Origin of the sequence: Ectothiorhodospira haloalkaliphila ATCC 51935 (genome assembly GCF_000633935.1) — a bacterium.
Taxonomy (GTDB): Bacteria; Pseudomonadota; Gammaproteobacteria; order Ectothiorhodospirales; family Ectothiorhodospiraceae; genus Ectothiorhodospira; species Ectothiorhodospira haloalkaliphila.
Window position 1 is genome coordinate 1,578,793 of sequence record NZ_KK214998.1, and the last position, 20,038, is coordinate 1,598,830.

22 protein-coding genes and 1 tRNA gene are annotated in these 20,038 nt (G+C 64.1%); 11 read left to right on the forward strand and 12 right to left on the reverse strand.

The genetic code is table 11. From position 1 onward, the window contains the following. Positions 1 to 86: 86 nt before the first annotated feature. The gene (locus tag ECTHA_RS0115140) at positions 87 to 1,301 is read right to left on the reverse strand and encodes a murein hydrolase activator EnvC family protein (protein WP_244875630.1); all 1,215 of its coding nucleotides are present in this window, start codon (positions 1,299 to 1,301) and stop codon (positions 87 to 89) included. 93 nt (positions 1,302 to 1,394) lie between these two features. On the opposite strand from ECTHA_RS0115140, the gene ECTHA_RS0115145 reads away from it, so the two are divergent. The 5 genes from ECTHA_RS0115145 (at position 1,395) to ECTHA_RS0115165 (ending at position 4,144) form a co-directional block, all read left to right on the forward strand. Beyond that, positions 1,395 to 1,709 carry an ArsR/SmtB family transcription factor gene (locus ECTHA_RS0115145; RefSeq protein ID WP_025283060.1) on the forward strand — a complete coding sequence of 105 codons (315 nt, stop codon included), beginning with the start codon at positions 1,395 to 1,397 and terminating at the stop codon, positions 1,707 to 1,709. Between the two features lie 76 nt (positions 1,710 to 1,785). Next, the gene (locus ECTHA_RS0115150) at positions 1,786 to 2,214 is read left to right on the forward strand and encodes a rhodanese-like domain-containing protein (RefSeq protein WP_025283059.1); all 429 of its coding nucleotides are present in this window, start codon (positions 1,786 to 1,788) and stop codon (positions 2,212 to 2,214) included. A 29-nt stretch (positions 2,215 to 2,243) separates the two neighbouring features. After that, the gene (gene grxC / locus ECTHA_RS0115155; protein ID WP_026623856.1) at positions 2,244 to 2,519 is read left to right on the forward strand and encodes a glutaredoxin 3; all 276 of its coding nucleotides are present in this window, start codon (positions 2,244 to 2,246) and stop codon (positions 2,517 to 2,519) included. Between the two features lie 81 nt (positions 2,520 to 2,600). After that, on the forward strand, positions 2,601 to 3,128 hold the full coding sequence (gene secB / locus ECTHA_RS0115160; RefSeq protein ID WP_025283057.1) for a protein-export chaperone SecB: 528 nt from the start codon (positions 2,601 to 2,603) through the stop codon (positions 3,126 to 3,128). 14 nt (positions 3,129 to 3,142) lie between these two features. Beyond that, the gene (locus tag ECTHA_RS0115165) at positions 3,143 to 4,144 is read left to right on the forward strand and encodes an NAD(P)H-dependent glycerol-3-phosphate dehydrogenase (RefSeq protein ID WP_025283056.1); all 1,002 of its coding nucleotides are present in this window, start codon (positions 3,143 to 3,145) and stop codon (positions 4,142 to 4,144) included. On the opposite strand, the gene ECTHA_RS0115170 is transcribed toward ECTHA_RS0115165, so the two are convergent. Continuing rightward, positions 4,141 to 4,605 (reverse strand): tRNA (cytidine(34)-2'-O)-methyltransferase, encoded by a 465-nt coding sequence (locus tag ECTHA_RS0115170; protein WP_025283055.1) that lies wholly within the window; start codon positions 4,603 to 4,605, stop codon positions 4,141 to 4,143. The genes ECTHA_RS0115165 and ECTHA_RS0115170 overlap by 4 nt on opposite strands. On the opposite strand from ECTHA_RS0115170, the gene ECTHA_RS0115175 reads away from it, so the two are divergent. Next, the gene (locus tag ECTHA_RS0115175; protein ID WP_025283054.1) at positions 4,604 to 5,551 is read left to right on the forward strand and encodes a dihydroorotate dehydrogenase; all 948 of its coding nucleotides are present in this window, start codon (positions 4,604 to 4,606) and stop codon (positions 5,549 to 5,551) included. The two genes, ECTHA_RS0115170 and ECTHA_RS0115175, sit on opposite strands and share 2 nt — an antisense overlap. Before the next feature lie 83 nt (positions 5,552 to 5,634). Here ECTHA_RS0115175 and ECTHA_RS0115180 read toward each other — a convergent pair. Continuing rightward, positions 5,635 to 5,710: transfer RNA gene (locus ECTHA_RS0115180), tRNA-Thr, on the reverse strand. 141 nt (positions 5,711 to 5,851) lie between these two features. Between ECTHA_RS0115180 and ECTHA_RS0115185 the strand changes: the two genes are divergently transcribed. The 3 genes from ECTHA_RS0115185 (at position 5,852) to ECTHA_RS0115195 (ending at position 9,334) form a co-directional block, all read left to right on the forward strand. Continuing rightward, positions 5,852 to 7,909, forward strand: a complete 2,058-nt coding sequence (locus tag ECTHA_RS0115185) for a TonB-dependent receptor family protein (protein ID WP_026623857.1) — start codon at positions 5,852 to 5,854, stop codon at positions 7,907 to 7,909. Between the two features lie 140 nt (positions 7,910 to 8,049). After that, complete coding sequence (locus ECTHA_RS0115190; protein WP_025282763.1) at positions 8,050 to 8,814, forward strand: SDR family NAD(P)-dependent oxidoreductase; 765 nt, start codon at positions 8,050 to 8,052, stop codon at positions 8,812 to 8,814. 31 nt (positions 8,815 to 8,845) lie between these two features. Further along, a complete protein-coding gene (locus ECTHA_RS0115195) occupies positions 8,846 to 9,334 on the forward strand; it encodes a hypothetical protein (RefSeq protein ID WP_025282762.1) in 489 nt (162 codons plus the stop codon). Positions 9,335 to 9,346: 12 nt separating this feature from the next. Here ECTHA_RS0115195 and fnr read toward each other — a convergent pair whose 3' ends face one another. From fnr to ECTHA_RS0115230, 7 genes are all read right to left on the reverse strand, one after another. Continuing rightward, a complete protein-coding gene (fnr, locus tag ECTHA_RS18590) occupies positions 9,347 to 10,135 on the reverse strand; it encodes a fumarate/nitrate reduction transcriptional regulator Fnr (protein ID WP_025282761.1) in 789 nt (262 codons plus the stop codon). Between the two features lie 145 nt (positions 10,136 to 10,280). After that, positions 10,281 to 10,688 carry a fluoride efflux transporter FluC gene (locus ECTHA_RS0115205; protein WP_025282760.1) on the reverse strand — a complete coding sequence of 136 codons (408 nt, stop codon included), beginning with the start codon at positions 10,686 to 10,688 and terminating at the stop codon, positions 10,281 to 10,283. Beyond that, positions 10,685 to 11,080 (reverse strand): fluoride efflux transporter FluC, encoded by a 396-nt coding sequence (locus ECTHA_RS0115210; protein WP_025282759.1) that lies wholly within the window; start codon positions 11,078 to 11,080, stop codon positions 10,685 to 10,687. Before ECTHA_RS0115210 ends, ECTHA_RS0115205 begins: the two co-directional genes overlap by 4 nt. 2 nt (positions 11,081 to 11,082) lie before the next feature. Further along, on the reverse strand, positions 11,083 to 12,048 hold the full coding sequence (locus ECTHA_RS0115215; protein WP_025282758.1) for an alpha-L-glutamate ligase-like protein: 966 nt from the start codon (positions 12,046 to 12,048) through the stop codon (positions 11,083 to 11,085). Further along, complete coding sequence (locus ECTHA_RS0115220) at positions 12,045 to 13,574, reverse strand: inactive transglutaminase family protein (RefSeq protein ID WP_025282757.1); 1,530 nt, start codon at positions 13,572 to 13,574, stop codon at positions 12,045 to 12,047. Before ECTHA_RS0115220 ends, ECTHA_RS0115215 begins: the two co-directional genes overlap by 4 nt. A 32-nt stretch (positions 13,575 to 13,606) precedes the next feature. Further along, positions 13,607 to 14,146 carry an ATP-dependent zinc protease family protein gene (locus ECTHA_RS0115225; protein WP_473216907.1) on the reverse strand — a complete coding sequence of 180 codons (540 nt, stop codon included), beginning with the start codon at positions 14,144 to 14,146 and terminating at the stop codon, positions 13,607 to 13,609. 79 nt (positions 14,147 to 14,225) lie between these two features. Next, positions 14,226 to 15,176: a LysR family transcriptional regulator gene (locus ECTHA_RS0115230; RefSeq protein WP_025282755.1), complete on the reverse strand. Its 951-nt coding sequence runs from the start codon at positions 15,174 to 15,176 to the stop codon at positions 14,226 to 14,228. Between the two features lie 135 nt (positions 15,177 to 15,311). Here ECTHA_RS0115230 and ppsA point away from each other — a divergent pair, with 135 nt between their 5' ends. After that, positions 15,312 to 17,696, forward strand: a complete 2,385-nt coding sequence (gene ppsA, locus ECTHA_RS0115235; protein ID WP_025282754.1) for a phosphoenolpyruvate synthase — start codon at positions 15,312 to 15,314, stop codon at positions 17,694 to 17,696. 98 nt (positions 17,697 to 17,794) lie between these two features. Continuing rightward, complete coding sequence (ppsR, locus tag ECTHA_RS0115240) at positions 17,795 to 18,610, forward strand: posphoenolpyruvate synthetase regulatory kinase/phosphorylase PpsR (RefSeq protein ID WP_025282753.1); 816 nt, start codon at positions 17,795 to 17,797, stop codon at positions 18,608 to 18,610. Positions 18,611 to 18,614: 4 nt separating this feature from the next. On the opposite strand, the gene cysQ is transcribed toward ppsR, so the two are convergent. Together cysQ and nudE are read right to left on the reverse strand one after the other, a co-directional pair. After that, a complete protein-coding gene (cysQ, locus tag ECTHA_RS0115245; protein WP_025282752.1) occupies positions 18,615 to 19,430 on the reverse strand; it encodes a 3'(2'),5'-bisphosphate nucleotidase CysQ in 816 nt (271 codons plus the stop codon). Next, positions 19,427 to 19,975: an ADP compounds hydrolase NudE gene (gene nudE, locus ECTHA_RS0115250; protein ID WP_025282751.1), complete on the reverse strand. Its 549-nt coding sequence runs from the start codon at positions 19,973 to 19,975 to the stop codon at positions 19,427 to 19,429. Before nudE ends, cysQ begins: the two co-directional genes overlap by 4 nt. Positions 19,976 to 20,038 lie beyond the last annotated feature (63 nt).

Genomic DNA, 20,038 nt, shown 5'->3' on the forward strand with positions numbered 1-20,038 from the left:
CTCCACTGCAGTCCCGCCACGCGAGGAATCCGCGATATGTCGGGCTAGGGCCTCAATCGGCCAGACGGTTTGTTTGGCATGCGCCGTTACCGAGAGCCTACCATTCGCTCGTTAGAGTCGCACCATCGTGCGGGGTTCACGGGTTGGCCGTCGTGGCGTATCTCAAAATACACGCCAGGGGCCTCATCCGTGCCGCTGTCACCGGCACGGGCGATGATGTCGCCTTTTCGCACCCAGTCGCCCGCAGACTTGTGCAGGCTTTCGTTATGGCCGTACAGGGTCATGTAGCCGTCACCGTGGTCCACGATCAACAGCATGCCGAACCCGCGCATCCAGTCGGCGAAGGCCACCCGCCCATGATGCACGGCCTTGACCGCATCCCCCCGGCCAGCCGCGATCACCACGCCACGCCAGCGCTGGCCGGTGCCGCTGGCTCGGGCCGTGCCGAAGCTGTGCCGGATCTCGCCGCGGACGGGGTAGGGCAGTTGGCCGCGATGATCGGCGAAGGCTTCGTCCATCAGGGATTCGTCGGGGATGTCGCTCAATGCTTCATCCAGGGACTGGAGCAATTCCTCCAGGGCCTGTTGGTCACTTTCCAGTTGGGTGAGGGTGTGGCCGGCGGCGTCGATGTCCGCCTGCAGCGCGGCGAGGGCCTCGGATCGCTCCTCCCGGCGGCTTTCCAGCTCGGTTTGCAGGCGTTGCCGGGCCGACCGCTGCCGGGCCTGCTCCACCCTGACCTGGTCCAGGGCCTGCCGGGTGCGCGCCAGATCGGCCAGGGCCTCACGGGCCTCACGGATACGCTCGCCACGGGCCTCGTTGAAGTGACGATAGTAGGTGAGCATGCGCTCCAGCCGGGCCGGATCCTCCTGATTGAGGATGAGCTTGAGCTGATCCTGCTGCCCGGCCTGATGGGCGCGCCGCAATTGCAGGGCGAGAGCCTCACGATGGCTTTCCAGGCGCGCTTCCTCTTCCCGGGCGCGGGTCTCCAGGGTGCGCAGGCGCGCCCGGGTTTTCTCCAGATCGGCCTCGCTTTCGGCCAGATCCCGCGACGCACGGCTGACAGCGCGCTCGGTCTCCCGCAGTTGCGCCTCCAGGGCGCCCCGTTGGCCACGGGCCTTTTCCAGTTCATCCCGAACCTCTTCGATCTCCCGCTGCACTTCCTGAAGGCGCTCGCGGGCCTGCTCCCAGTCGGTCTGGTTGGCATCGGCAGCAGGGGGCAGGGCCAGCAGGAGTGTGAGTGTGGTCGCCCCGAACAGGCCTCTTGACCGCCTGCCCATTGAAATATTTTTGATAAAGATCATAATTGGATTAACCACTACTAATATACGAGATATCCGATGCCGCCGGTTCCAGTTGCCAACAATGCCGCCGAGCCCGTGAACAGGGCAGGGCCCATGCCATCCGATCGTTCTGACCTCATGGACAAGGAAGAGGATATCGAGCGCGCCTCGCGTTCGCTCAAGGCCATGGCACATCCGTTGCGCCTCAAGATCCTCTGCGTGCTCGGAGACCGCGAGGTGAGTGTGCAGGAGATCGTGGATCATGTGGGTACGTCCCAGAGCAATATCTCACAGCATCTGGCCATCCTGAGGGACAAGGGTATTCTCTCGGCCCGCAAGGACGCCAATCGGGTGTATTACCGGGTAGGTGATGGCCGCACCCTGCGCCTGATCGGGATGATGCAGGAGGTCTTCTGCCGGTCTGCCTGAGCCTCCTGGCTTGCCCGCCGGGCCCCAAGGGGGCAGAATGCGGGCCTCCCAATGATTGACCCAGCCCGAGCGATTCATGGACCAGTACCTGGAGTTTGTTGCCAACCACCCCCTGTTGTTCGGCCTGCTGGCCGCCGTCATCGGCGCCCTGGGCTACATCGAGTTTTCCCGCCTCACCCAGAAATTCCAGGCGATGGGTCCGCAGGAGGCGGTACGCGCCATGAACCAGGACGACTCCATGGTGCTGGATGTGCGCGAAGAGGCGGAGGCACGCAAGACCGGCAAGATCTCCGGCGCTCGCCATATCCCCCTTACCAAACTCAAGGATCGCCTGAGCGAGATTGCCAAGCACAAGGACAAGACCGTCATCGTCTACTGCGAGAGCGGCACCCGCTCCGGTCAGGCCTGCAACACCCTGGTGAAGAATGGCTTCGAGAAGGTCATCAATCTGCGCGGTGGTGTGCTGGGCTGGCAATCCGAAGGTCTTCCCCTGAGCAAACGCTGAGCGTGATGCGACAGTGAGAGAGGCGCCCGTTGACTGACTCCTCCCCCAAGCCGATGACCGTGGTCATGTATGGCACCGGCTGGTGTGCCTTCTGCATGATGGCGCGCCGCCTGCTGCGCGGCAAGGGCGTGGAGTTTCAGGAGATACGCGTGGATGACGACCCCGAACAGCGCCGTGTGATGGAGGAGCGCTCCGGGCGCCATACCGTTCCGCAGGTCTTTGCCGGCGAGGATCACCTGGGCGGTTATACCGATCTGGTGGAACTGGACCAACGGGGCGAACTGGACGAACGCCTCGGTCTCTAAGGCCCGCCCTGTCATCGTTGCACCCTGGGGGGGCGCACCCTATCATGCTCCTCAAATCATTCACTTGCCCGCGGAGTTATCATGTCGGAAAACCAGTCACCGAATGCAGGCGCCGACGGCGCCGCTCAGGGTCAGCCGCAGCAGGAGTTCGGGCTGCAGAAGATCTACACCAAGGACATCTCCTTTGAAGCGCCGGGCACGCCGGGCGTGTTCACCCGCGAGTGGAAGCCGGAGACCAATGTGCAACTGAACTCCCAGGCACGCGCCCTGGACGAGAAGGGTGTGCACGAGGTGGAACTGACCCTGACGGTGACCACCAAGTCCCAGGGCGAGACGGCTTACCTGGTGGAGGTCAAGCAGGCGGGTGTGTTCATGGTTCGCGGTATTCCCGACGAACAAAAAGGGCCGCTGCTCTCTTCCTACTGCCCCAACATCCTCTTCCCGTTTGCCCGTGAGGTGATCTCCGATCTGGTCACCCGTGGTGGCTTCCCGCAGTTGCTCCTGGCGCCGGTGAATTTTGATGCGCTCTACGCCCAGAAGATGCGCGGTCAGCAACAGGCTGCCGCCGCGGGTGGGAATGGCGATGCGGGTATCGTCACGCAGAACTGATCCGGGCTGACCCCATGAGCAACGTGCGGAATGTGGCAGTGGTGGGCGCCGGCTCCTGGGGAACGGCCCTGGCCCTGCATCTGGCTCGCAAAGGGCTCCATGTGGGGCTGTGGGGTCGCGATGGCGACCACGTCAGATCCATGCAGGCAGAGGGCTGCAATGCCCGCTATCTGCCGGATGTTCCCTTCCCTGAGACCCTGAAGGCCACATCGGACCTGGAAGGCCTGGTGGATCGGGCTGACCGGGTGCTCCTGGCCGTGCCCAGCAGCGGGTTTGGTCCGGTGCTCCAGCGCATCGCTCCGCGTCTGGGTTCGGGCGGCCTGATCTGGGCTACCAAGGGGCTGGATCTGGATACTACGCGCTGGCTGCATGAGCTGGTGCTGGAGGAACTGGGGACGGATCGACCCTGGGGTGTGGCCTCCGGGCCCTCCTTTGCTGGTGAACTGGCGCGGGGCCTGCCTACGGCGCTCACCCTGGCGTCGCCCGATTCGGACTTTGCCGAGGACGCCATGGCCTGGCTGGCCGGTGGCACGCTGCGCGTGTACACCAGCGACGACGTGGTGGGGGTGCAACTGGGCGGGGCCTTCAAGAACGTGCTGGCCATCGCCGCCGGGGTATCCGATGGCCTGGGCTTCGGGGCCAACGCCCGCGCCGCCCTGATCACCCGGGGGCTGGCGGAACTGATGCGCCTTGGGGCCGCCACCGGCGCCCGCACCGAAACCCTCATGGGTCTGTCCGGTCTGGGAGATCTGGTGCTCACCTGTACCGACAATCAATCCCGCAATCGCCGCCTGGGCATGGCGCTGGGGCAGGGGCAGAGCCTGGAGGAGGCCATTGCCGCCATCGGTCAGGCGGTGGAAGGGGTGAGCACGGCCCGCATCGCCGTCGCCAAGGCCTCTGCCCTGGGTGTGGACATGCCGATCTGCGGTCAGGTGGCGCGGGTATTGTTCGAGCAACTGCCCCCCACCGTGGCGGTGGAGGAACTGCTCAGCCGGGATCCCAAACCGGAATTCTAGGCACCGCCCGCGTAGCCGCATTGCCGCCAGGCCTCGTACACCACCAGGGCCACCGAGTTGGACAGGTTGAGGCTGCGACTGTCCGGCACCATGGGTATTCTCAAACGCCGCTCTGCCGGCAACCCGGCCAGCACCGTCTCCGGCAGGCCCCGGGTCTCCGGGCCGAATAGCAGTGCATCACCCGCCTCGAAGTGTGTGTCGCCCAGGGGCTGTTGCCCACGGGTGGTCACGGCAAACAACCGCCGGGGGGCGACAGCTTCCGAGAACGCCCCCAGGCTGTCATACTCCGACACCGACGCAAGATCCCGATAGTCCAGGCCGGCACGGCGCAGCCGTGTGTCATCCAGGGTGAACCCCAGGGGATGGATCAGGTGCAGGCGGCAGCCCGTGTTGGCCGCCAGGCGCATGACGTTGCCGGTGTTGGGCGGGATTTCCGGTTGATACAGGACGATGTGAAACATGCCAGTCGATACCCATCACAAACAGGCCCTTGCCATCGATTTCTGCGGCCTGCCGTTTGCCTCGCCCCTGGTGCTGCTCTCGGGCTGCGTCGGTTTTGGCGAGGAGTATACCCGGGTGGCGGGTTTCTCCAATCGCCAGGTGGGGGCGGTGTGCCTCAAGGGCACCACGGGCGACGCCCGCCTGGGCAATCCGCCGCATCGCGTCTACGAGACGCCGGATGGCATGCTCAACGCCATCGGCCTGCAGAACCCCGGGGTGGACCATGTGGTGGACGAGATCCTGCCGAACCTGGACTTCGACGAGACCCGCTTCATCGCCAATGTGTCCGGCTCCACCATCGAGGAATACATCCGCGTCACCCAGCGCTTCGAGGACTCCCCGGTGGATGCCATCGAGATCAACATCTCCTGCCCCAACGTGAAGGAGGGGGGGGTGGCCTTTGGCAACGATCCGGACATGTCGGCCCGGGTGGTGGAAGCCTGCCGCAAGGTGACGCAAAAGCCGCTGATCACCAAGCTCTCGCCCAATCAGACGGACATCGCCGGCAATGCCCGGCGCTGCATCGAGGCGGGTACCGATGGCCTTTCGGCCATCAACACCCTGATGGGCATGGCGATTGATACCGAGCGCCGTCGCACGGTGATCGGCAACAATCAGGGTGGGTTGTCAGGGCCGGCGGTCAAGCCAGTGGCCCTGCTGCGGGTGCATCAGGTCTATCAGGTGGCTCGTCCGCACGGCATACCCATTATCGGTCAGGGCGGGGTGGCCAGTACCGACGATGCCATCCAGTTCCTGCTGGCCGGCGCCACGGCGGTGGGTGTGGGCACGGGGCTGTTCTACGACCCCCTGCTGTGCGGCAAGATCAACCACGGTATCAGCGATTATCTCAAGCGCCATGGCATGAGCCATGTCTCGGAGCTCACCGGGGCCCTGGAGCTGAACTGAGGCGATTCCATGCACGGCACCCGTGACCACAGAGACAATCAGCACAATGAAAAAAGGGCGGCCCCATGGGCCGCCCTTTGCGTTGGTGCCGGAGAGAGGAGTCGAACCCCCGACCTTGGCATTACGAATGCCCTGCTCTACCAACTGAGCTACTCCGGCGTGTCTGGAGCGGTGCTGGGACGATGATTCCGTGTCTCCTTCTCCGACAGCTCGCGAAGGGTACAACAACCAGCCGAAGGACTCAAGAATCCACCGCATCCGGATGCTTATCGGAGCCGGATGCTCATTGGAGGTGTCGCCATGATCCTTGCCGCTCTCGCGATCCCCCTGGTGTTGCTGGCGGCCAGCAAGGCCGTGTCCGCCCAGGAGACCGCAGCCGACACGGCTGTGCGCCTGGAGCCCGTCCAGGTGAGTGCCCCCCGTCTCGAGCGGGACTGGCTGGGCAGTCCCGCCGCCATCGGACTTCTGGAACCCGAGGATGTGGGCATGGGCCGACAGGGGCTGCAACTGGACGAATACCTGAATCGCATCCCCGGCCTGCAGATGCAGAACCGCTACAACTTCGCCCAGGATATCCGCCTGTCCATCCGGGGCTTTGGTGCCCGTGCCCCCTTCGGGGTTCGGGGGCTGCACATCCGCGTGGATGGTATCCCCGAAACACTCCCGGACGGCCAGTCCCAGGTGGATGCCATTGATCTGGAGTCCCTGCATCGGGCCGAGGTGATCCGCGGCCCCAGTTCCACCCAGTACGGCAACGCCGCCGGCGGGGTGGTGGATCTTCACACCCAGCGGGGCAGGGATCTGCAGGGCGTGCAGGCCAAGGTGGATGCCGGCAGCCACGGGTTGCGCCGCCTGGGCATCAAGGCGGGAGACCGGGCGGGACCCTGGGAGTACAGCATCAGTGGTTGGGATCTGCGCTATGACGGTTATCGGGATCACAGCCGGGTGGAGAAGCGACTGCTCAATGCCAAGCTGGGCTATGAGTTTGACGATGGCGCCGAGCTGCAGACCGTGTTGCGGGTGCTGGACGCCCCGGACACCCAGGACCCGGGCGCCCTGACCCGGGACGAGGTACGGGAAGATCGGCGACAGGCCCGGGAGGCCTCCCTGCTTCGGGATGGCGGGCAGTCGGCCGAACAGCAGACACTGGGCATCACTTACACCCGCCCCCTGGGTGCGGACGACGAGCTGGAGCTGCGCGGCTTTGTCAGCCAACGGGATTTTCACAACCGACTGCCCTTCAAGGGGGGTGGGCAGGTGCGTTATCAGCGGGATCACCAGGGCCTCGGCGCCCGTTATGCCCGTGAAACCGCGGCGGGCGGTATCCCCGTCCTTTATGCCGTCGGCATGGACCTGGCTGAGCAGCGCGATGATCGGCAACGCTTCGACAATCTGGAGGGGGGGATACGGGGGGCGCAGCAATTCGATCAGCTGGAGCGCGCCCGGTCGCTGGGCATCTTCACCCAGGCCAGTCTGGAACTCACGGATCGCCTGAACCTGGTCCTGGGTGGGCGACACGACCGCCTGCGCATGTCCGTGGATGATCGGTTCAGCGACCCTGGGGAGGACCGTTCCGGTCGGCGCGACTTTCGGGAATGGAGTTATCGCGCCGGGCTGGGCTATGCCTGGGCCCCCGGTCATCAGCTCTACGCCCAGTTGGGCACCTCGTTCGAAAGCCCCACTTTCACCGAATTTGCCAATCCCGATGGCGGCACGGGCCTCAATCCGGACCTGGAGCCGGAGCGGGCCCGCAGCCTGGAACTGGGCGCCAAGGGCTTTTGGGGGGATACCGGTCGTTACGAGTTGGCGGTGTTCACCATGCAGGTGCGTGACGAGATCGTGAATTATCAGTCGGATAGCGAGCGTGACTATTACGAGAACTCCGGTCGCTCCAGACGCCACGGCCTGGAAGCCGGCGCTTCCTGGCACCCTGTGGAGCCCCTGCGCCTGACCCTGGCCTACACCCTCTCCCATTATCGGTTCCGGGAGTTTCGCGATGAGTCGGGCGAGGATTTCTCTGGCAAGGCCTTCCCCGGCGTGCCGCGTCAGCAGCTGTTCGCCGAACTGGACTGGCAGGGCCCCGAGGGGCGATTCGTCACCGTGGACATGCTCGCCGTGGATCGGCTTTATGCTGACAACGCCAACACCGAGCGGGTGTCCGGGCACGTGCTGACGAATCTACGCCTGGGGCGGGCCTGGGAAACGGGGAACACCCGGGTCGTACCCTATCTGTCCGTCAACAATCTGTTCGATCAGGACTACCAGAGCAACATTCGCATCAACGCCCTGGGCGGCCGCTATTACGAGCCCGGCCCCGGCCGGGAATATGGTGTCGGGCTGAGCGTGCAGTGGCGCTGATACGGAGGGCGGGCCCCATCCCGGGCGCGGCATGGTCTCGACAGGGGCCGGGCAGGCGTGTACAGATGGGCGTGTGACATCGGGTAACCCTCGGGTTGTCCGGTCGGTTGCGTGAGCCACAGAGACAGGAGGGTGTGAACATGAAACCATTCGATAACAAGGTCGTGGTCATCACCGGTGCGGCAGGCGGTATTGGCGAGGCCACCGCACGGATGCTGCATGCCCAGGGTGCGCGGTTGCTGCTGACGGATCGGGAGCCTGACGGGGTGGAGCGCCTCGCGGCGGAACTGGGCGAGGGGGTCGCCGCCATGGCGGTGGACGTGAGTCGCGAAGCCGATAACCAGGCCATGATCCAGGAGGCCGAAAAACGTTTTGGTGCCGTGAACGCGGTGTTTCTCAACGCCGGGATCGAGGGGCAGGTCGGGCCGATGGAAAGCCTGGACCAGGCAGCCTGGGACAAGGTGTTTGCGGTCAACGTGCACGGCGTGCGCATGGGTATCCTGGCGGCACTGCCGGCACTGCGCCGCGCGGGGGGTGGGTCCATCCTCATCACCGCCAGTGTGGCCGGCGTGCGCGGCGCAGCGGGTCTCTCCCCCTATGTGTCCAGCAAGCACGCGGTGATGGGCATGATGCGCACCGCCGCCGCCGAACTGGGGCCCGAGGGCATTCGCGTGAACACCGTCAACCCCGGCCCCGTGGACAACCGCATGATGCGCTCCATCGAGGACCAGGCCAATCCCGGTCATGGTGATGAGGTCAAGGCCGGCTTCGTGGAGCGCATGCCCCTGGGAAGGTATGTCACCAATGAAGAGGTGGCCGGTGTGGCAGCCCTGCTGCTGTCCGAGGCCTCCAGCGGTGTGACGGGCACCCACTATCTGGTAGACGCCGGGCTCACGGCCCATTGATCCGCCGATTCATATCCCCGGAAGAGTGACCATGTCGGAAAAATCCCGTTTTCTGCCCCATGCCGAACGCCTGGTCTGGTTCGGTTTCATGCTGTTCCTGCTGATCACCGCGATGATCTACATCCATCGGGGGATTGGTCTGGAGCGGGATGTGCAGCAGGCTCACCAGGAAATCCTGGCGCTTCAGATGCGCCTGAATGAGGTTACGTCGGGTCAGGTGGCGCAGCCCGCCGCTGTGGGGCTCACCCAGGGGCAGGAGCGGCGTCTGCGCCGGCTGGGGCTGAATCAGCCCCGGGAGGATCTGCTGAACGACCTGGTTCAGCAACCCGAATTGATCGATCATGATCCGGTGCTGGGCGGGACCCTGTTCTTTGTGCCCGACGAAACCCACGTCCTCAATGACCGCTGGGTGCTGGCCACCTTCGAGGACGGTCACATCAGGGGCCAGATGCTGCTGGAATACGAGGTGGCCTTCGGCACCATCGACTGGCGCGTCCTGGACTCCGTGCTGGATCGTTAGTCGGCGCTTTCCTCAGCCACCTGCCGAGACTTCGGGGCGCTGCTCGCACGCGGCGGTGCACTGTGCCTGCTGTCCATGCAGCCCCGCCACGCGCCGCAGGCCCTCGATGTCGTGCAGGGTGATCAGCTTGCGGCGCACGGTGATCAGGTCCTGACTCTGGAAGCGGCTGAACATCCGGCTGACCGTTTCCACCGCCAGTCCCAGATAGTTGCCGATATCGTTACGGGACATGGTCAGATTGAATTCATGCCGGGAGAAGCCGCGGCGCCCGAAGCGGTCGGAGAGGTTGAGCAGAAACGCCGCCAGGCGGGCATCGGAGGCGCGCTTGCCCAGCAGGGTCATGAGTTGCTCATCGCTTTGCAGTTCGCGGCTCATGATCCTGAGCAGTTGATGCTGCAGCCCCGGGGTACGTCCCGCCAGGGCCTCCAGACCATCGAAGGGAATCTCGCAGACACTGGATGTTTCCAGGGACAGCGCCGTGCAGGGGTGCACCCCATCGCCGATGGCGTCCAGCCCAAGCAGTTCGCCCGGCAGGTGGAAGCCGGTGATCTGTTCCTCGCCATCATCGGTGAGCACGAAGGTCTTCACCGATCCACAGCGGACAGCATACAGGCAGCCCAGCGGGTCTCCTGCCTGATAGAGCAGATCGCCGCGATGCACCGGGCGCTTGCGGCTGATGATGCCCTCCAGCAGTTCCAGGTCCTCCAGGGGGACCCCCAGCGGCAGGCATAGATCACCCAGACTGCAGGCCTTGCAGGCCTGTTTGAGATTCTTGATGTTCATGACATTGCTCGGGGTCATGGCTGCACTCGTCAAGTGGGTTAGACCGCCTGTCCGGAAAATCCCGGCAACCGGGTTGAAGATACTTGAGTTTAGCACTGGGGTACAAGCCTGCCAGGGGAACTCCATTCACCTGTCGGATTCACCTGTCAGCGGTTTCGGAGCACTAGCCAGGGTTGCGCGGGCGAGAGGCGTTGTAACGGGTGGCCAGGCCATGGCCCAGCCAGGTGGCTGCCAGGGCAGCGATCAGGTGCAGGCCCAGGACAACGGCCGCAGAGGTTAACCCGTTCGCGTGGGCCCAATCCAGGGTTTCAACGCTGAGCATGGAAAAGGTCGTGAATCCCCCCAGGAATCCCGTGACCACCGTCTGGTAGACGGTGGGGCTCACCTTGAGGCGTCCCTGGGGCCCGGTGAGGGTGGCGAAGGCGCCAATGAGCAGGCAGCCCAGCAGGTTCACGGCCAGCGTGGCGACAGGGTGCGCCAGACCCAGGCCGCCCACCACGGCGATGCCCACCAGGTAACGGCTCAGTCCGCCCAGGGCGGTGCCAGCGGCGATGGCCAGATGCAGTCTCATGGGAGGGGCGCCACGAGCATCGTCAGTTGATATCCCAGCCAGGCTGCCCCCAGGCAAGCCGTGCCCGAGGCCAGAAGATTGCCTGCGGCCCTGACGGGCTTCCCCTCTCTTGCCAGGTTGAGGGTCTGCAGGGCGAAGGACGATACGGTGGTATAGCTTCCCAGAAAACCCAGCATCAGCAGGGCAAACAGGCCCGGCGAGGTCGGGTGGTCGGAGGGCCACAGGGCGATGAGCACCCCGGCGGCCAGGGTACCGCTGACATTGACCACCAGCGTGCCCCAGGGGAATGCCGTGCCGGCGAGCTGGGTGACCCATGCGCCCACCTGGAACCGCGCCACGCCGCCCGCGGCGCTGCCCAGGAGAACCCCCATCAGGGTCTCAGCGGTGATCATGCCTAAGCCGCGGGCTTGGCTGCACTCGAGAAGCACTCCTGTGCCAGCGCCGCGCGACGCTGCGGGCTGAGCCCCTCCCGGTGAAGTGATTCGATCAGGCGCACCCGCTCACCCAGTCCCGAACCATTGGCCAGTTGTACTGCCAGGCCCGGGCGAGCATTGAGTTCCAGCATCAGCGGCCCCCGCTCCCGATCCAGCACCACGTCCACCCCCAGATAGCCCAGGCCGGTGATCTCGAAGCACCGTGCCGCCATTTCCAGCAAGGCGTCCCAGCCGGGGATCTGCAGGCCCTGTATGGGGGCGCCGGTGTCCGGGTGCACGTCGACGATGCGGTTATGCCACACCCCCTTTCCAGTGCGCCCCGTACCCAAGTTGACACCCACGCCTACCGCTCCCTGATGCAGATTGGCCTTGCCATCGGAATCACGGGTGGGCAGGCGCACCATGGCCATGATGGGGTATCCCTTGTAGACGACGGTTCGGATGTCCGGTACGCCCTGATGGCTGACCTTCTCGAACAGGGGGTCGAATTTCACCCGGTATTCCACCATGGCCTTGTCCGGCTGGCCGCCCAGGCTGTGCATGCCGCTGAGCACATTGGATACATGGTGACCTACACCCTCCAGATCCACCATGCGGCCGCTGGATTTGCGAAAGCTGTCCCGCATGCGCCCGGTGATCACCAGGATGCCGTTGCCCCCGGCTCCATGGGCGGGCTTGATGACGAAGTCATCACTGCGCGCCACAATGCGGGGCAGGTGACGGATGTCGTGGTTGGTTTCGATCACCCCATAAAGCTCAGGCACGGCCATGCCCGCCTCCAGGGCCAGTTGCTTGGTGCGCAGCTTGTCGTCCACCAGAGGGTAGAGTGGGCGGGGGTTGTGTTCAGCGATCAGGTCGGCATTGCGCTGGTTCATGCCCACCACGCCCTTGCGTCGGAGTTCACGCGGGGAGATGAACCACTTCATGATGCCTTTTCTCCCTTGAAAGCCTTGAAACGTACCAGTTCACTGAGCCGGTAGCCGGTATAGCGGCCCAGCAGCAGGGTGACTGCCAGGGCGATCAGCAGCAACTCCGGGAATACGAAGAACAGGTGATCGATCGTGGGGTTGATCATCAGCAGATAGGCGGCAGCCGCCACCGCCAGGCTGCCAATACCCTGGCGGATGGCGTCCGATGGGCCGTGCTCCTCCCAGACGATGGACATGCGCTCAATGGTCATGGCCAGGATCACCATGGGGAACAGGGCCACCGACAGCCCGTGTTCAATGCCCAGGTTGTGGCTGAGGATGCTCAGGGTGAGCATCAGCATGATCACCACGATCACCACCGAGGCCAATCGGGGTACCAGCAGCAGCTTGAGTCGGTCCAGGTAGAATCGGATGGCGAGCCCCAGGGATACGATCAGTGTGAACAGGATGATGCCGCCCAGAAGCTCGGTCTCCCGAAAGGAGAGGGCGATGAGCACGGGCATGAAGGTGCCAAAGGTCTGGATGCCCACGATGTTGCGCAGAAGCACGATGATCATGGCGCCCAGGGGGACCAGCAGCAGCACCCGGTACATGTTCTGGGTCTGCACCGGCAGGTTGAACAGTGAAAAGTCCATCAGCCAGGAATCCATGACCTGGGCCCGCTGCTGAGCCACGTCGATGGCGTCCATGTAGTTCTGGGTCACCGCGAAGCTGATCTGCGGGTTGCGCGCCCGGTTCAGTCTCACCGGGTCCTCGTCCCCGTACCACCACACCATGAAGTTCTCCGGATACCCCACGCTGCCGTCATGGATGTTGATGGGTACCCACTCTCGGGTGTTGTGCACCTCAAGCCAGGTTTGCAACTGCAGGTCCCGGGACCTCTCTGTCAGGGGGATGCCATGAGCCATGCGCGCCGGGATGCGCGCTCCGGCCAGCAGGTCGATGGCGGTTCGAACCTTGGCACGGTCGCTGTCCGAGCTGGATACGAACAGGCTGATGTTCTCGTCGGGCTCCTGCTTCAGGTCACGCACCAGCACCGTGGCAAAACTGGTGATGTCGGCTGACCGGGCGCGTACCCGCGTGATCACTTCCTCGGCCGCCGAGGCGTAGGGCTCCTCCCATTGCGGCGGGCTGACAGGCCCTGGGTAGGGATCCTCGCCGCGTCGGTCCCGGTCCAGCCGATAAACGGTGGTCCGATAATAGAGCACCTGCCGCCCACTGGGCTGGCGGGTGGTCCACACCGCCTCCCGGTTCTCACCCACGAGCCCGGTGGTGAGGCCATAGCCCCGGGAAATGAAGTTCTCGTCCAGGATGGCCAGCCCCCTGGGCTGATCCGGGATGAACACCCGCGCCGTCACCGCGCCCCCCGTGGGTTCGAAACCAACCCGTGCCTCCACGATCCAGTTGCTGGTGGTCTGGGCTGGCGTCAGCGGGAATCCCAGGTTGAAGGCCTTGTGGTAGAACATCGTCAGGCTCATGGCAACCAGGGCCATGATCAGCAGGGGCAGGTGAAATCGCTTCATGCGGTGTCCTTGGGGTGGCGCGTGGGACTGAATCAGTCGAGATCGCAGTCCGGGGCCTGCAGGTACTTGTCCCTGGAATCCAGCAGGATGGCACCTGCCATGTGGTTGCGACCCACCAGCAGTTGATAGCTCAATGCCGTGCGGTCAATCAGGCTGACCTCCTCCTTGCGGTAAACATCCCCCATGCAAAGGCCCATCTCGACCACGGGGCGCCGCTGATGGTTGCCACTGTGGCGGATGATGCGCACATGCCGGGTGATCTCCCTTTCCAGGCGGATCATGTTGCTCTCATCGTTCGGGTCGATCATGTCAAAGGCGATCCATTCCTTGCCGTCACGCTCGAAGGTCTCCTTGTTCAGGGCGTTCAGGGAACTGGTGGTGGCGCCGGTGTCCATCTTTGCCTCCAGTACGATCCCTTCCGGCATCAGGGCGACATTTTCCACCCAGCCCAGAATGCGCATCTGTTCCGTGTGCTCCGTTTGCTGCGCATTTTCGGGTCCATCCGCTTCATCTGCACCGACCACGGGCGCAAGCATTGCGCCGACCAGCGCGCTCATTACCAGCCACTTCATTCCGATCTCCAGTTTTTTCGGTATTACTTCACAATTTTAGGGGGTCGCCCGCCCCAGGAACGTTGACGAACACCCCATTTCAGGTCTCCGATCCTGCCTCTTGGGTCTGCTGCTGGCCGATATAGGCCTGTTCCATGAAGTGGATGAACCGTTTGGCCTGAGGGGAGAGGTGTCGGCCCAGGCGCTGCACCACGCCGTAGCTGCGGGCGGGGAAGTAGTGATCCAGCGTGATGGCGGCCAGGGGCTCCTCACCGGTGAGGCAGACATCCGTCACGATGGAGATGCCGAGACCGAGTTCCACATATTTCTTGATGACTTCCCAGCCCCCGGCCTCCAGGGATACGTGGTAATCCACGTTATGCTGGCGAAACACCAGGTCCACCATGCGCCAGGTGGACAGATGCCGTGGCGGCAGGATCAGCCCGAAGGGACTGATGTCTTCCAGGCTGATCGGGCCGGTCTTCCGGGCCAGGGGGTGGTCCAGCGGGGCGATGAGCTTGGGATGATAATCCACAATGGGGTGGTAGGTGATGCCATCGGGCACCTCGAGCATGGAACCCACCGCGAAATCCACTTCATCCCGATGCAGCATGGCCAATCCGTCGCGCCCGGTCACGTTATGCAGCTTGATGCGGATATGAGGGTGCACCTCGGCAAAGCGCCGCAGCGGGTCGGGCAGCACGTACAGGATGGTGGATTCCCCCGCCGCCACGTTCAGTTCCCCCGACTCCAGGCGACCGAATCGCGCCGCAAAGGTCTCGTGCAGCTTGTCCACGCCTTCCACCAGCGGATCGGCCAGCTTGTACAAGGCCTCCCCCTCGGGCGTGAGCTTGATGTGCGGGCCACGGCGCTCAAATAAAATGGTGTCGAATTCCCGCTCCAGTGCCTGTATCTGCAGCGAAACGGCTGGCTGGCTGAGAAAAAGCGACTCCGCTGCCATGGAAATGCTGCCCAGTCGGGCGGCCCGGCAGAAGGCCCGCAGCTGCTTGAGGCGGTTCTGTTTGTAGTAGAGGTTGGGCACCGAGCCCATGATCTTCTCCTCATCAATGTTACTATTAAGAAACACAAGGCTGATTCATGGGGCAATAGCTTGGCTGAATACTCGTCTTCAAGCTACGGTCCCGGCTACAATTACATTCCAACGTAAGAGGCAAAGGGCAGGACCATGGATAAGTATGTGATCTGGTTCCAAGATCTGGGCATGAACGACGTTCCCGATGTGGGAGGGAAGAACGCATCCCTGGGGGAGATGATTCGCGGCCTGTCCGAAGCCGGCGTGCGTGTTCCCGGCGGCTTTGCCACCACCTCCTATGCGTTCCGGGAGTTTCTGCGTCACGAAGGCCTGGCGGACCGCATCAACAATGAGCTGGCCAACCTGGATGTGGACGACATCAACGCCCTGCGCGAGGCGGGTGCCAAGATCCGCCAGTGGGTGGTGGAAACCCCCTTCCCACCGGCCCTGAACGAGGCCATCACCGAGGCCTGGAAGCGCATGATGGAAGAGGCGGCCGGGGACGAATTCACCGTGGCCGTGCGTTCTTCGGCCACCGCCGAAGACCTTCCGGATGCATCGTTTGCCGGGCAGCAGGAAACCTTCCTGAACATCCACGGCCTGGACAGCGTGCTGCACCACATCCATGAGGTGTTTGCCTCCCTGTACAACGACCGGGCCATCTCCTACCGCGTGCACCAGGGGTTCGATCACTCCGAGGTGGCCTTGTCCGCCGGCGTGCAGCGCATGGTGCGCTCCGACATCGGTGCCTCCGGCGTCATGTTCACCCTGGACACGGAATCCGGTTTCCGCGATGTGGTCTTCGTGACCGCCTCCTGGGGCCTGGGCGAGACGGTGGTGCAGGGTTCGGTCAACCCGGATGAATTCCACCTCTACAAGCCCTCCCTGGAGGCCGGTCGCCCCGCCGTGCTGCGCCGCCACCTGGGCAGCAAGGCCATCCAGATGACCTTTGGCCAGGATGGCCAGAGCACTCAGACCATCCCCGTCGACGACGCCGACCGAAACCGCTTCTGCATCAATGACAAGCAACTTGAGGAGCTGGCCCGCCAGGCCGTGATCATCGAGAAGCACTATGGTCGCCCCATGGATATCGAATGGGCCCTGGATGGCGTGGATGGCGAGCTGTATATCGTCCAGGCCCGTCCGGAGACGGTGGAGAGCCGTCAGGACGGCCAGGTGATCGAACGCTTCCGCATCCGCTCGCCCCGCAGCGAAGTCATCGCCCGCGGGCGCGCCATCGGCCAGCGCATGGGCGCCGGCAAGGTGCGCGTGGTGATGGACCTGGACGACATGCACAAGGTGGAGGCCGGCGACGTGCTGGTCACCGACATGACCGATCCGGACTGGGAGCCGGTGATGAAGCGGGCCGCCGCCATCGTCACCGATCGGGGCGGGCGCACCTGCCACGCCGCCATCATCGCCCGCGAGCTGGGCATCCCCGCCGTGGTGGGCTGTGGTGACGCATCCCAGCGCATCAAGGACGGACAGGAGGCCACCGTGTCCTGCGCCGAGGGTGACGAGGGTCGCATCTACAAGGGCATCCTGGATTTCGAGATCACCCAGACGCGCACCGACTCCATGCCCGAGGTGCCCTGCAAGGTGATGATGAACGTGGGCAACCCGGGCCGCGCCTTCCACTTCCGCAACATCCCCAACGCCGGTGTGGGCCTGGCGCGTCTGGAGTTCATCATCAACAGCATGATCGGCGTGCATCCCAAGGCGCTGCTGAACTTCGACTCGCTCTCCGGTGATCTGAAGGAAGAGATCTCCCGCCGCATTGCCGGTTACGATGATCCCGTGACCTTCTACGTGGAAAAGCTGGTGGAAGGGATCGCCACTCTGGGCGCTGCCTTCAATCCGCAGCCGGTGATCGTGCGCCTGTCGGACTTCAAGTCCAACGAATACGCCAACCTGCTGGCCGGTGAGCAGTACGAGCCCGATGAAGAGAACCCGATGATCGGCTACCGGGGTACCTCCCGTTACCTGTCGGAGAACTTCCGCGACTGCTTCGAGTTGGAATGCCGCGCCGTGCGCAAGGTGCGCGACGAGATGGGCCTGACCAATGTGGTCATCATGGTGCCCTTCGTGCGCACCCTGGGCGAGGCCGAGGGCGTGATCAAGCTGCTGTCGGAACTGGGCCTCAAGCGCGGCGAGAATGGCCTGAAGATCTACATGATGTGCGAGATCCCCTCCAACGCGGTGCTGGCCGAGCAGTTCCTGGAGTACTTCGATGGCTTCTCCATCGGCTCCAACGACCTCACCCAGCTCACCCTGGGCCTGGACCGGGATTCCGGTCTGGTGGCGGCCACCTTCGACGAGCGCGACCCGGCGGTGAAGGCCTTGCTGTCCCAGGCCATTCAGGGTGCCCGCAAGGCCGGCAAGTACGTGGGTATCTGCGGTCAGGGTCCGTCGGACTATCCGGACCTGGCGGAATGGCTGATGCAGGAGGGCATCGAGTCCATCTCCCTGAACCCGGATACGGTGGTGGAGACCTGGCTGCGCCTCGCCGGCGACGAGAAGGGCCGCAAGGACGCCTGAGGCCGTGAGGGCGCACCCGCCCCCTCACCCCAGCCCCTCTCCCCAAGGGGGAGGGGGGGCTCTTTTTTGAACACTGGCTGCACGCGAGGAGAATGGCCATGATCCGCTCCGTCTTTTTCGTCTCCGACGGCACCGGCATCACCGCCGAGACCCTCGGGCACACCCTGCTCACCCAGTTCGAGCAGGTGTCCTTTCAGCAAATGAGCCTGCCCTTCGTGAACACCGACGACAAGGTGGAGTGGGCAGTGCAGCGCATCAACCGGGCGGCAGAATCCGATGGGGTGAAGCCCCTGGTGTTCTCCACCCTCATCGACTCCCAACTCAGAACCCATCTGGTCAAGTGCAACGGCGTGGTCTTCGATTTCTTCGAGACGTTCACCGGCGCCATGGAGAAGGAACTGGGGGTGACCGCCCAGCGGGTGGCAGGCCGATCTCATGGCATGGGGAACGTGCGCGCTTATTCCGAGCGCATCGATGCCTTGCATTACGCCATCCAGAACGACGATGGCGCCACCACCCGTGACTATCCCATGGCCGACGTGGTGGTCATGGGCGTCTCCCGGGCCGGCAAGACGCCCACCTGCATGTACCTGGCGCTCACCTACGGGGTCCGGGCTGCCAACTACCCCCTGGCGGATGATGATTTTGAACGGGGCAGCCTGCCGGCGGTGCTCGAACCCTACCGGCACAAGCTGTTCGGGCTCACGGTGGACCCGGAGCGATTGCATCAGATCCGCAAGGAGCGCCGCCGCGATAGCCGCTACGCCAGCATGGAGCAGTGCCTGATGGAGGTGCGTGCCGTGGAGAGGCTCTTCAAGCGCGAGCGCATCCCGTTTTTCAATATCACCCAGCGCTCCATCGAGGAGATCTCCGCCCAACTCATGCAGCAGGCAGGCCTGACGCGGCGGATTTGAGGCCCTAAAGGCCCTCCAGATACTGGGCCCAGTTGCGGTTGGTGTCGCCGATCACCAGGAATTCCGGGTTGAGCAGCGAGTCCTTGGTGTTATAACGCAAGGGCTGCATGTGGATGTCGGTCACCTGTCCGCCGGCCTCGCAGACAACGCACTGCGCGGCGGCCGTGTCCCATTCGGACGTGGGGCCCAGACGCGGGTAGAGGTCCGCCTTGCCCTCGGCCACCAGGCAGAACTTGAGCGAACTGCCCATGCTGATCAGTTCATGCTCTCCCACCCTTTCCAGCAGGGCCTGCATGCGCTCGGTGCCGTGAGAACGACTGCCGGCGATCACGGGGACGCGTTGCCCGGTGTTCACCCGGATGGGTTCGGCTGCGTCCGCGGCTGAACGGCGGCGGTGGGCACCCAGCCCTCGGGCGGCACTGTAGAGCAGATCAAGGGCCGGACAGAACACCACCCCCAGCACCGGCTCGTGGTCATGGATCAGGGCGATGTTCACGGTGAATTCGCCGTTGCGCTTGATGAACTCCCGGGTGCCGTCCAGGGGGTCCACCAGCCAGTAGCTGGACCATTGGCTGCGTTCGCCGAAGGGGATCTGGGTCGATTCCTCCGAGAGGATGGGAATCTCCGGGGTCAGTTCTCCAAGGCCCTGAACGATATGCCGGTGTGCTGCCATGTCCGCTTCCGTGAGTGGCGTGCGGTCCGCCTTTTCCATGACATCGAAGCCTTGGCCATAAATGGCCATGATGGCCGCGCCGGCCTCACGAGCAATGCGGCAGGTGTTGTTGAGAAGGCGTTCCAGTGAGTGTTCGTCCAGTGTCATGCGGTTCTCGAGAGTTGGTCGCGGGCCATGTAGAGCGCGGCGATGGAGCGGGCCTCGGTACAGTCGTCCAGAGCGATGAGTTGATCCAGCTGGCTCAGCTTCCAGGGTACCACCTGGATGTCCTCAGGTTCGTCCCCGGGGAGGCGTTCCGGGTAGAGGTCCCGGGCCAGGATCACGTGGGTGCTGTGACTCAGATACCCCGGGGCCACGGTCAGGGCAGTCAGGTAATCCAGTTGACGCGCGCCGTAACCCACCTCTTCCATGATCTCACGGTTGGCTGCCTCCAGCAGTTCCTCGCCTTGCTCCACCAGCCCCTTGGGCAGGCCCAGTTCATAGCGTTGCGTACCGGCAGCATATTCGCGGATGAGCAGCACCGTGTCGTCATCCAGCATGGGCACGATCAGCACTGCCCCCCGGCCAGAGCCCACCAGGCGTTCAAAACGGGTACGGGCGCCGTTGGCAAACAGGAGTTCCAGTTCCTCCACGTGGAAGAGCCGGCTGCGTGCCACCGTTCGGCGGCTGAGGATCTGAGGTTTTTGCGGCATGATGTCTGGGTGCCCTGTGATGGGTCGATGGGGTAGTCTCATGCTTGCCGGCGCAAGTCTCAA

What these genes read in the sequence shown, in the direction of transcription:
- ECTHA_RS0115140 (WP_244875630.1), bottom strand. Translation starts at nt 1,301, where the DNA reads ATGATCTTTATCAAAAATATTTCAATGGGCAGGCGGTCAAGAGGCCTG.
- ECTHA_RS0115145 (WP_025283060.1), top strand. Translation starts at nt 1,395, where the DNA reads ATGCCATCCGATCGTTCTGACCTCATGGACAAGGAAGAGGATATCGAG.
- ECTHA_RS0115150 (WP_025283059.1), top strand. Translation starts at nt 1,786, where the DNA reads ATGGACCAGTACCTGGAGTTTGTTGCCAACCACCCCCTGTTGTTCGGC.
- secB (WP_025283057.1), top strand. Translation starts at nt 2,601, where the DNA reads ATGTCGGAAAACCAGTCACCGAATGCAGGCGCCGACGGCGCCGCTCAG.
- ECTHA_RS0115165 (WP_025283056.1), top strand. Translation starts at nt 3,143, where the DNA reads ATGAGCAACGTGCGGAATGTGGCAGTGGTGGGCGCCGGCTCCTGGGGA.
- ECTHA_RS0115175 (WP_025283054.1), top strand. Translation starts at nt 4,604, where the DNA reads ATGCCAGTCGATACCCATCACAAACAGGCCCTTGCCATCGATTTCTGC.
- ECTHA_RS0115170 (WP_025283055.1), bottom strand. Translation starts at nt 4,605, where the DNA reads ATGTTTCACATCGTCCTGTATCAACCGGAAATCCCGCCCAACACCGGC.
- ECTHA_RS0115185 (WP_026623857.1), top strand. Translation starts at nt 5,852, where the DNA reads ATGATCCTTGCCGCTCTCGCGATCCCCCTGGTGTTGCTGGCGGCCAGC.
- ECTHA_RS0115190 (WP_025282763.1), top strand. Translation starts at nt 8,050, where the DNA reads ATGAAACCATTCGATAACAAGGTCGTGGTCATCACCGGTGCGGCAGGC.
- ECTHA_RS0115195 (WP_025282762.1), top strand. Translation starts at nt 8,846, where the DNA reads ATGTCGGAAAAATCCCGTTTTCTGCCCCATGCCGAACGCCTGGTCTGG.
- fnr (WP_025282761.1), bottom strand. Translation starts at nt 10,135, where the DNA reads ATGACCCCGAGCAATGTCATGAACATCAAGAATCTCAAACAGGCCTGC.
- ECTHA_RS0115205 (WP_025282760.1), bottom strand. Translation starts at nt 10,688, where the DNA reads ATGAGACTGCATCTGGCCATCGCCGCTGGCACCGCCCTGGGCGGACTG.
- ECTHA_RS0115210 (WP_025282759.1), bottom strand. Translation starts at nt 11,080, where the DNA reads ATGATCACCGCTGAGACCCTGATGGGGGTTCTCCTGGGCAGCGCCGCG.
- ECTHA_RS0115215 (WP_025282758.1), bottom strand. Translation starts at nt 12,048, where the DNA reads ATGAAGTGGTTCATCTCCCCGCGTGAACTCCGACGCAAGGGCGTGGTG.
- ECTHA_RS0115220 (WP_025282757.1), bottom strand. Translation starts at nt 13,574, where the DNA reads ATGAAGCGATTTCACCTGCCCCTGCTGATCATGGCCCTGGTTGCCATG.
- ECTHA_RS0115225 (WP_473216907.1), bottom strand. Translation starts at nt 14,146, where the DNA reads ATGAAGTGGCTGGTAATGAGCGCGCTGGTCGGCGCAATGCTTGCGCCC.
- ECTHA_RS0115230 (WP_025282755.1), bottom strand. Translation starts at nt 15,176, where the DNA reads ATGGGCTCGGTGCCCAACCTCTACTACAAACAGAACCGCCTCAAGCAG.
- ppsA (WP_025282754.1), top strand. Translation starts at nt 15,312, where the DNA reads ATGGATAAGTATGTGATCTGGTTCCAAGATCTGGGCATGAACGACGTT.
- ppsR (WP_025282753.1), top strand. Translation starts at nt 17,795, where the DNA reads ATGATCCGCTCCGTCTTTTTCGTCTCCGACGGCACCGGCATCACCGCC.
- cysQ (WP_025282752.1), bottom strand. Translation starts at nt 19,430, where the DNA reads ATGACACTGGACGAACACTCACTGGAACGCCTTCTCAACAACACCTGC.
- nudE (WP_025282751.1), bottom strand. Translation starts at nt 19,975, where the DNA reads ATGCCGCAAAAACCTCAGATCCTCAGCCGCCGAACGGTGGCACGCAGC.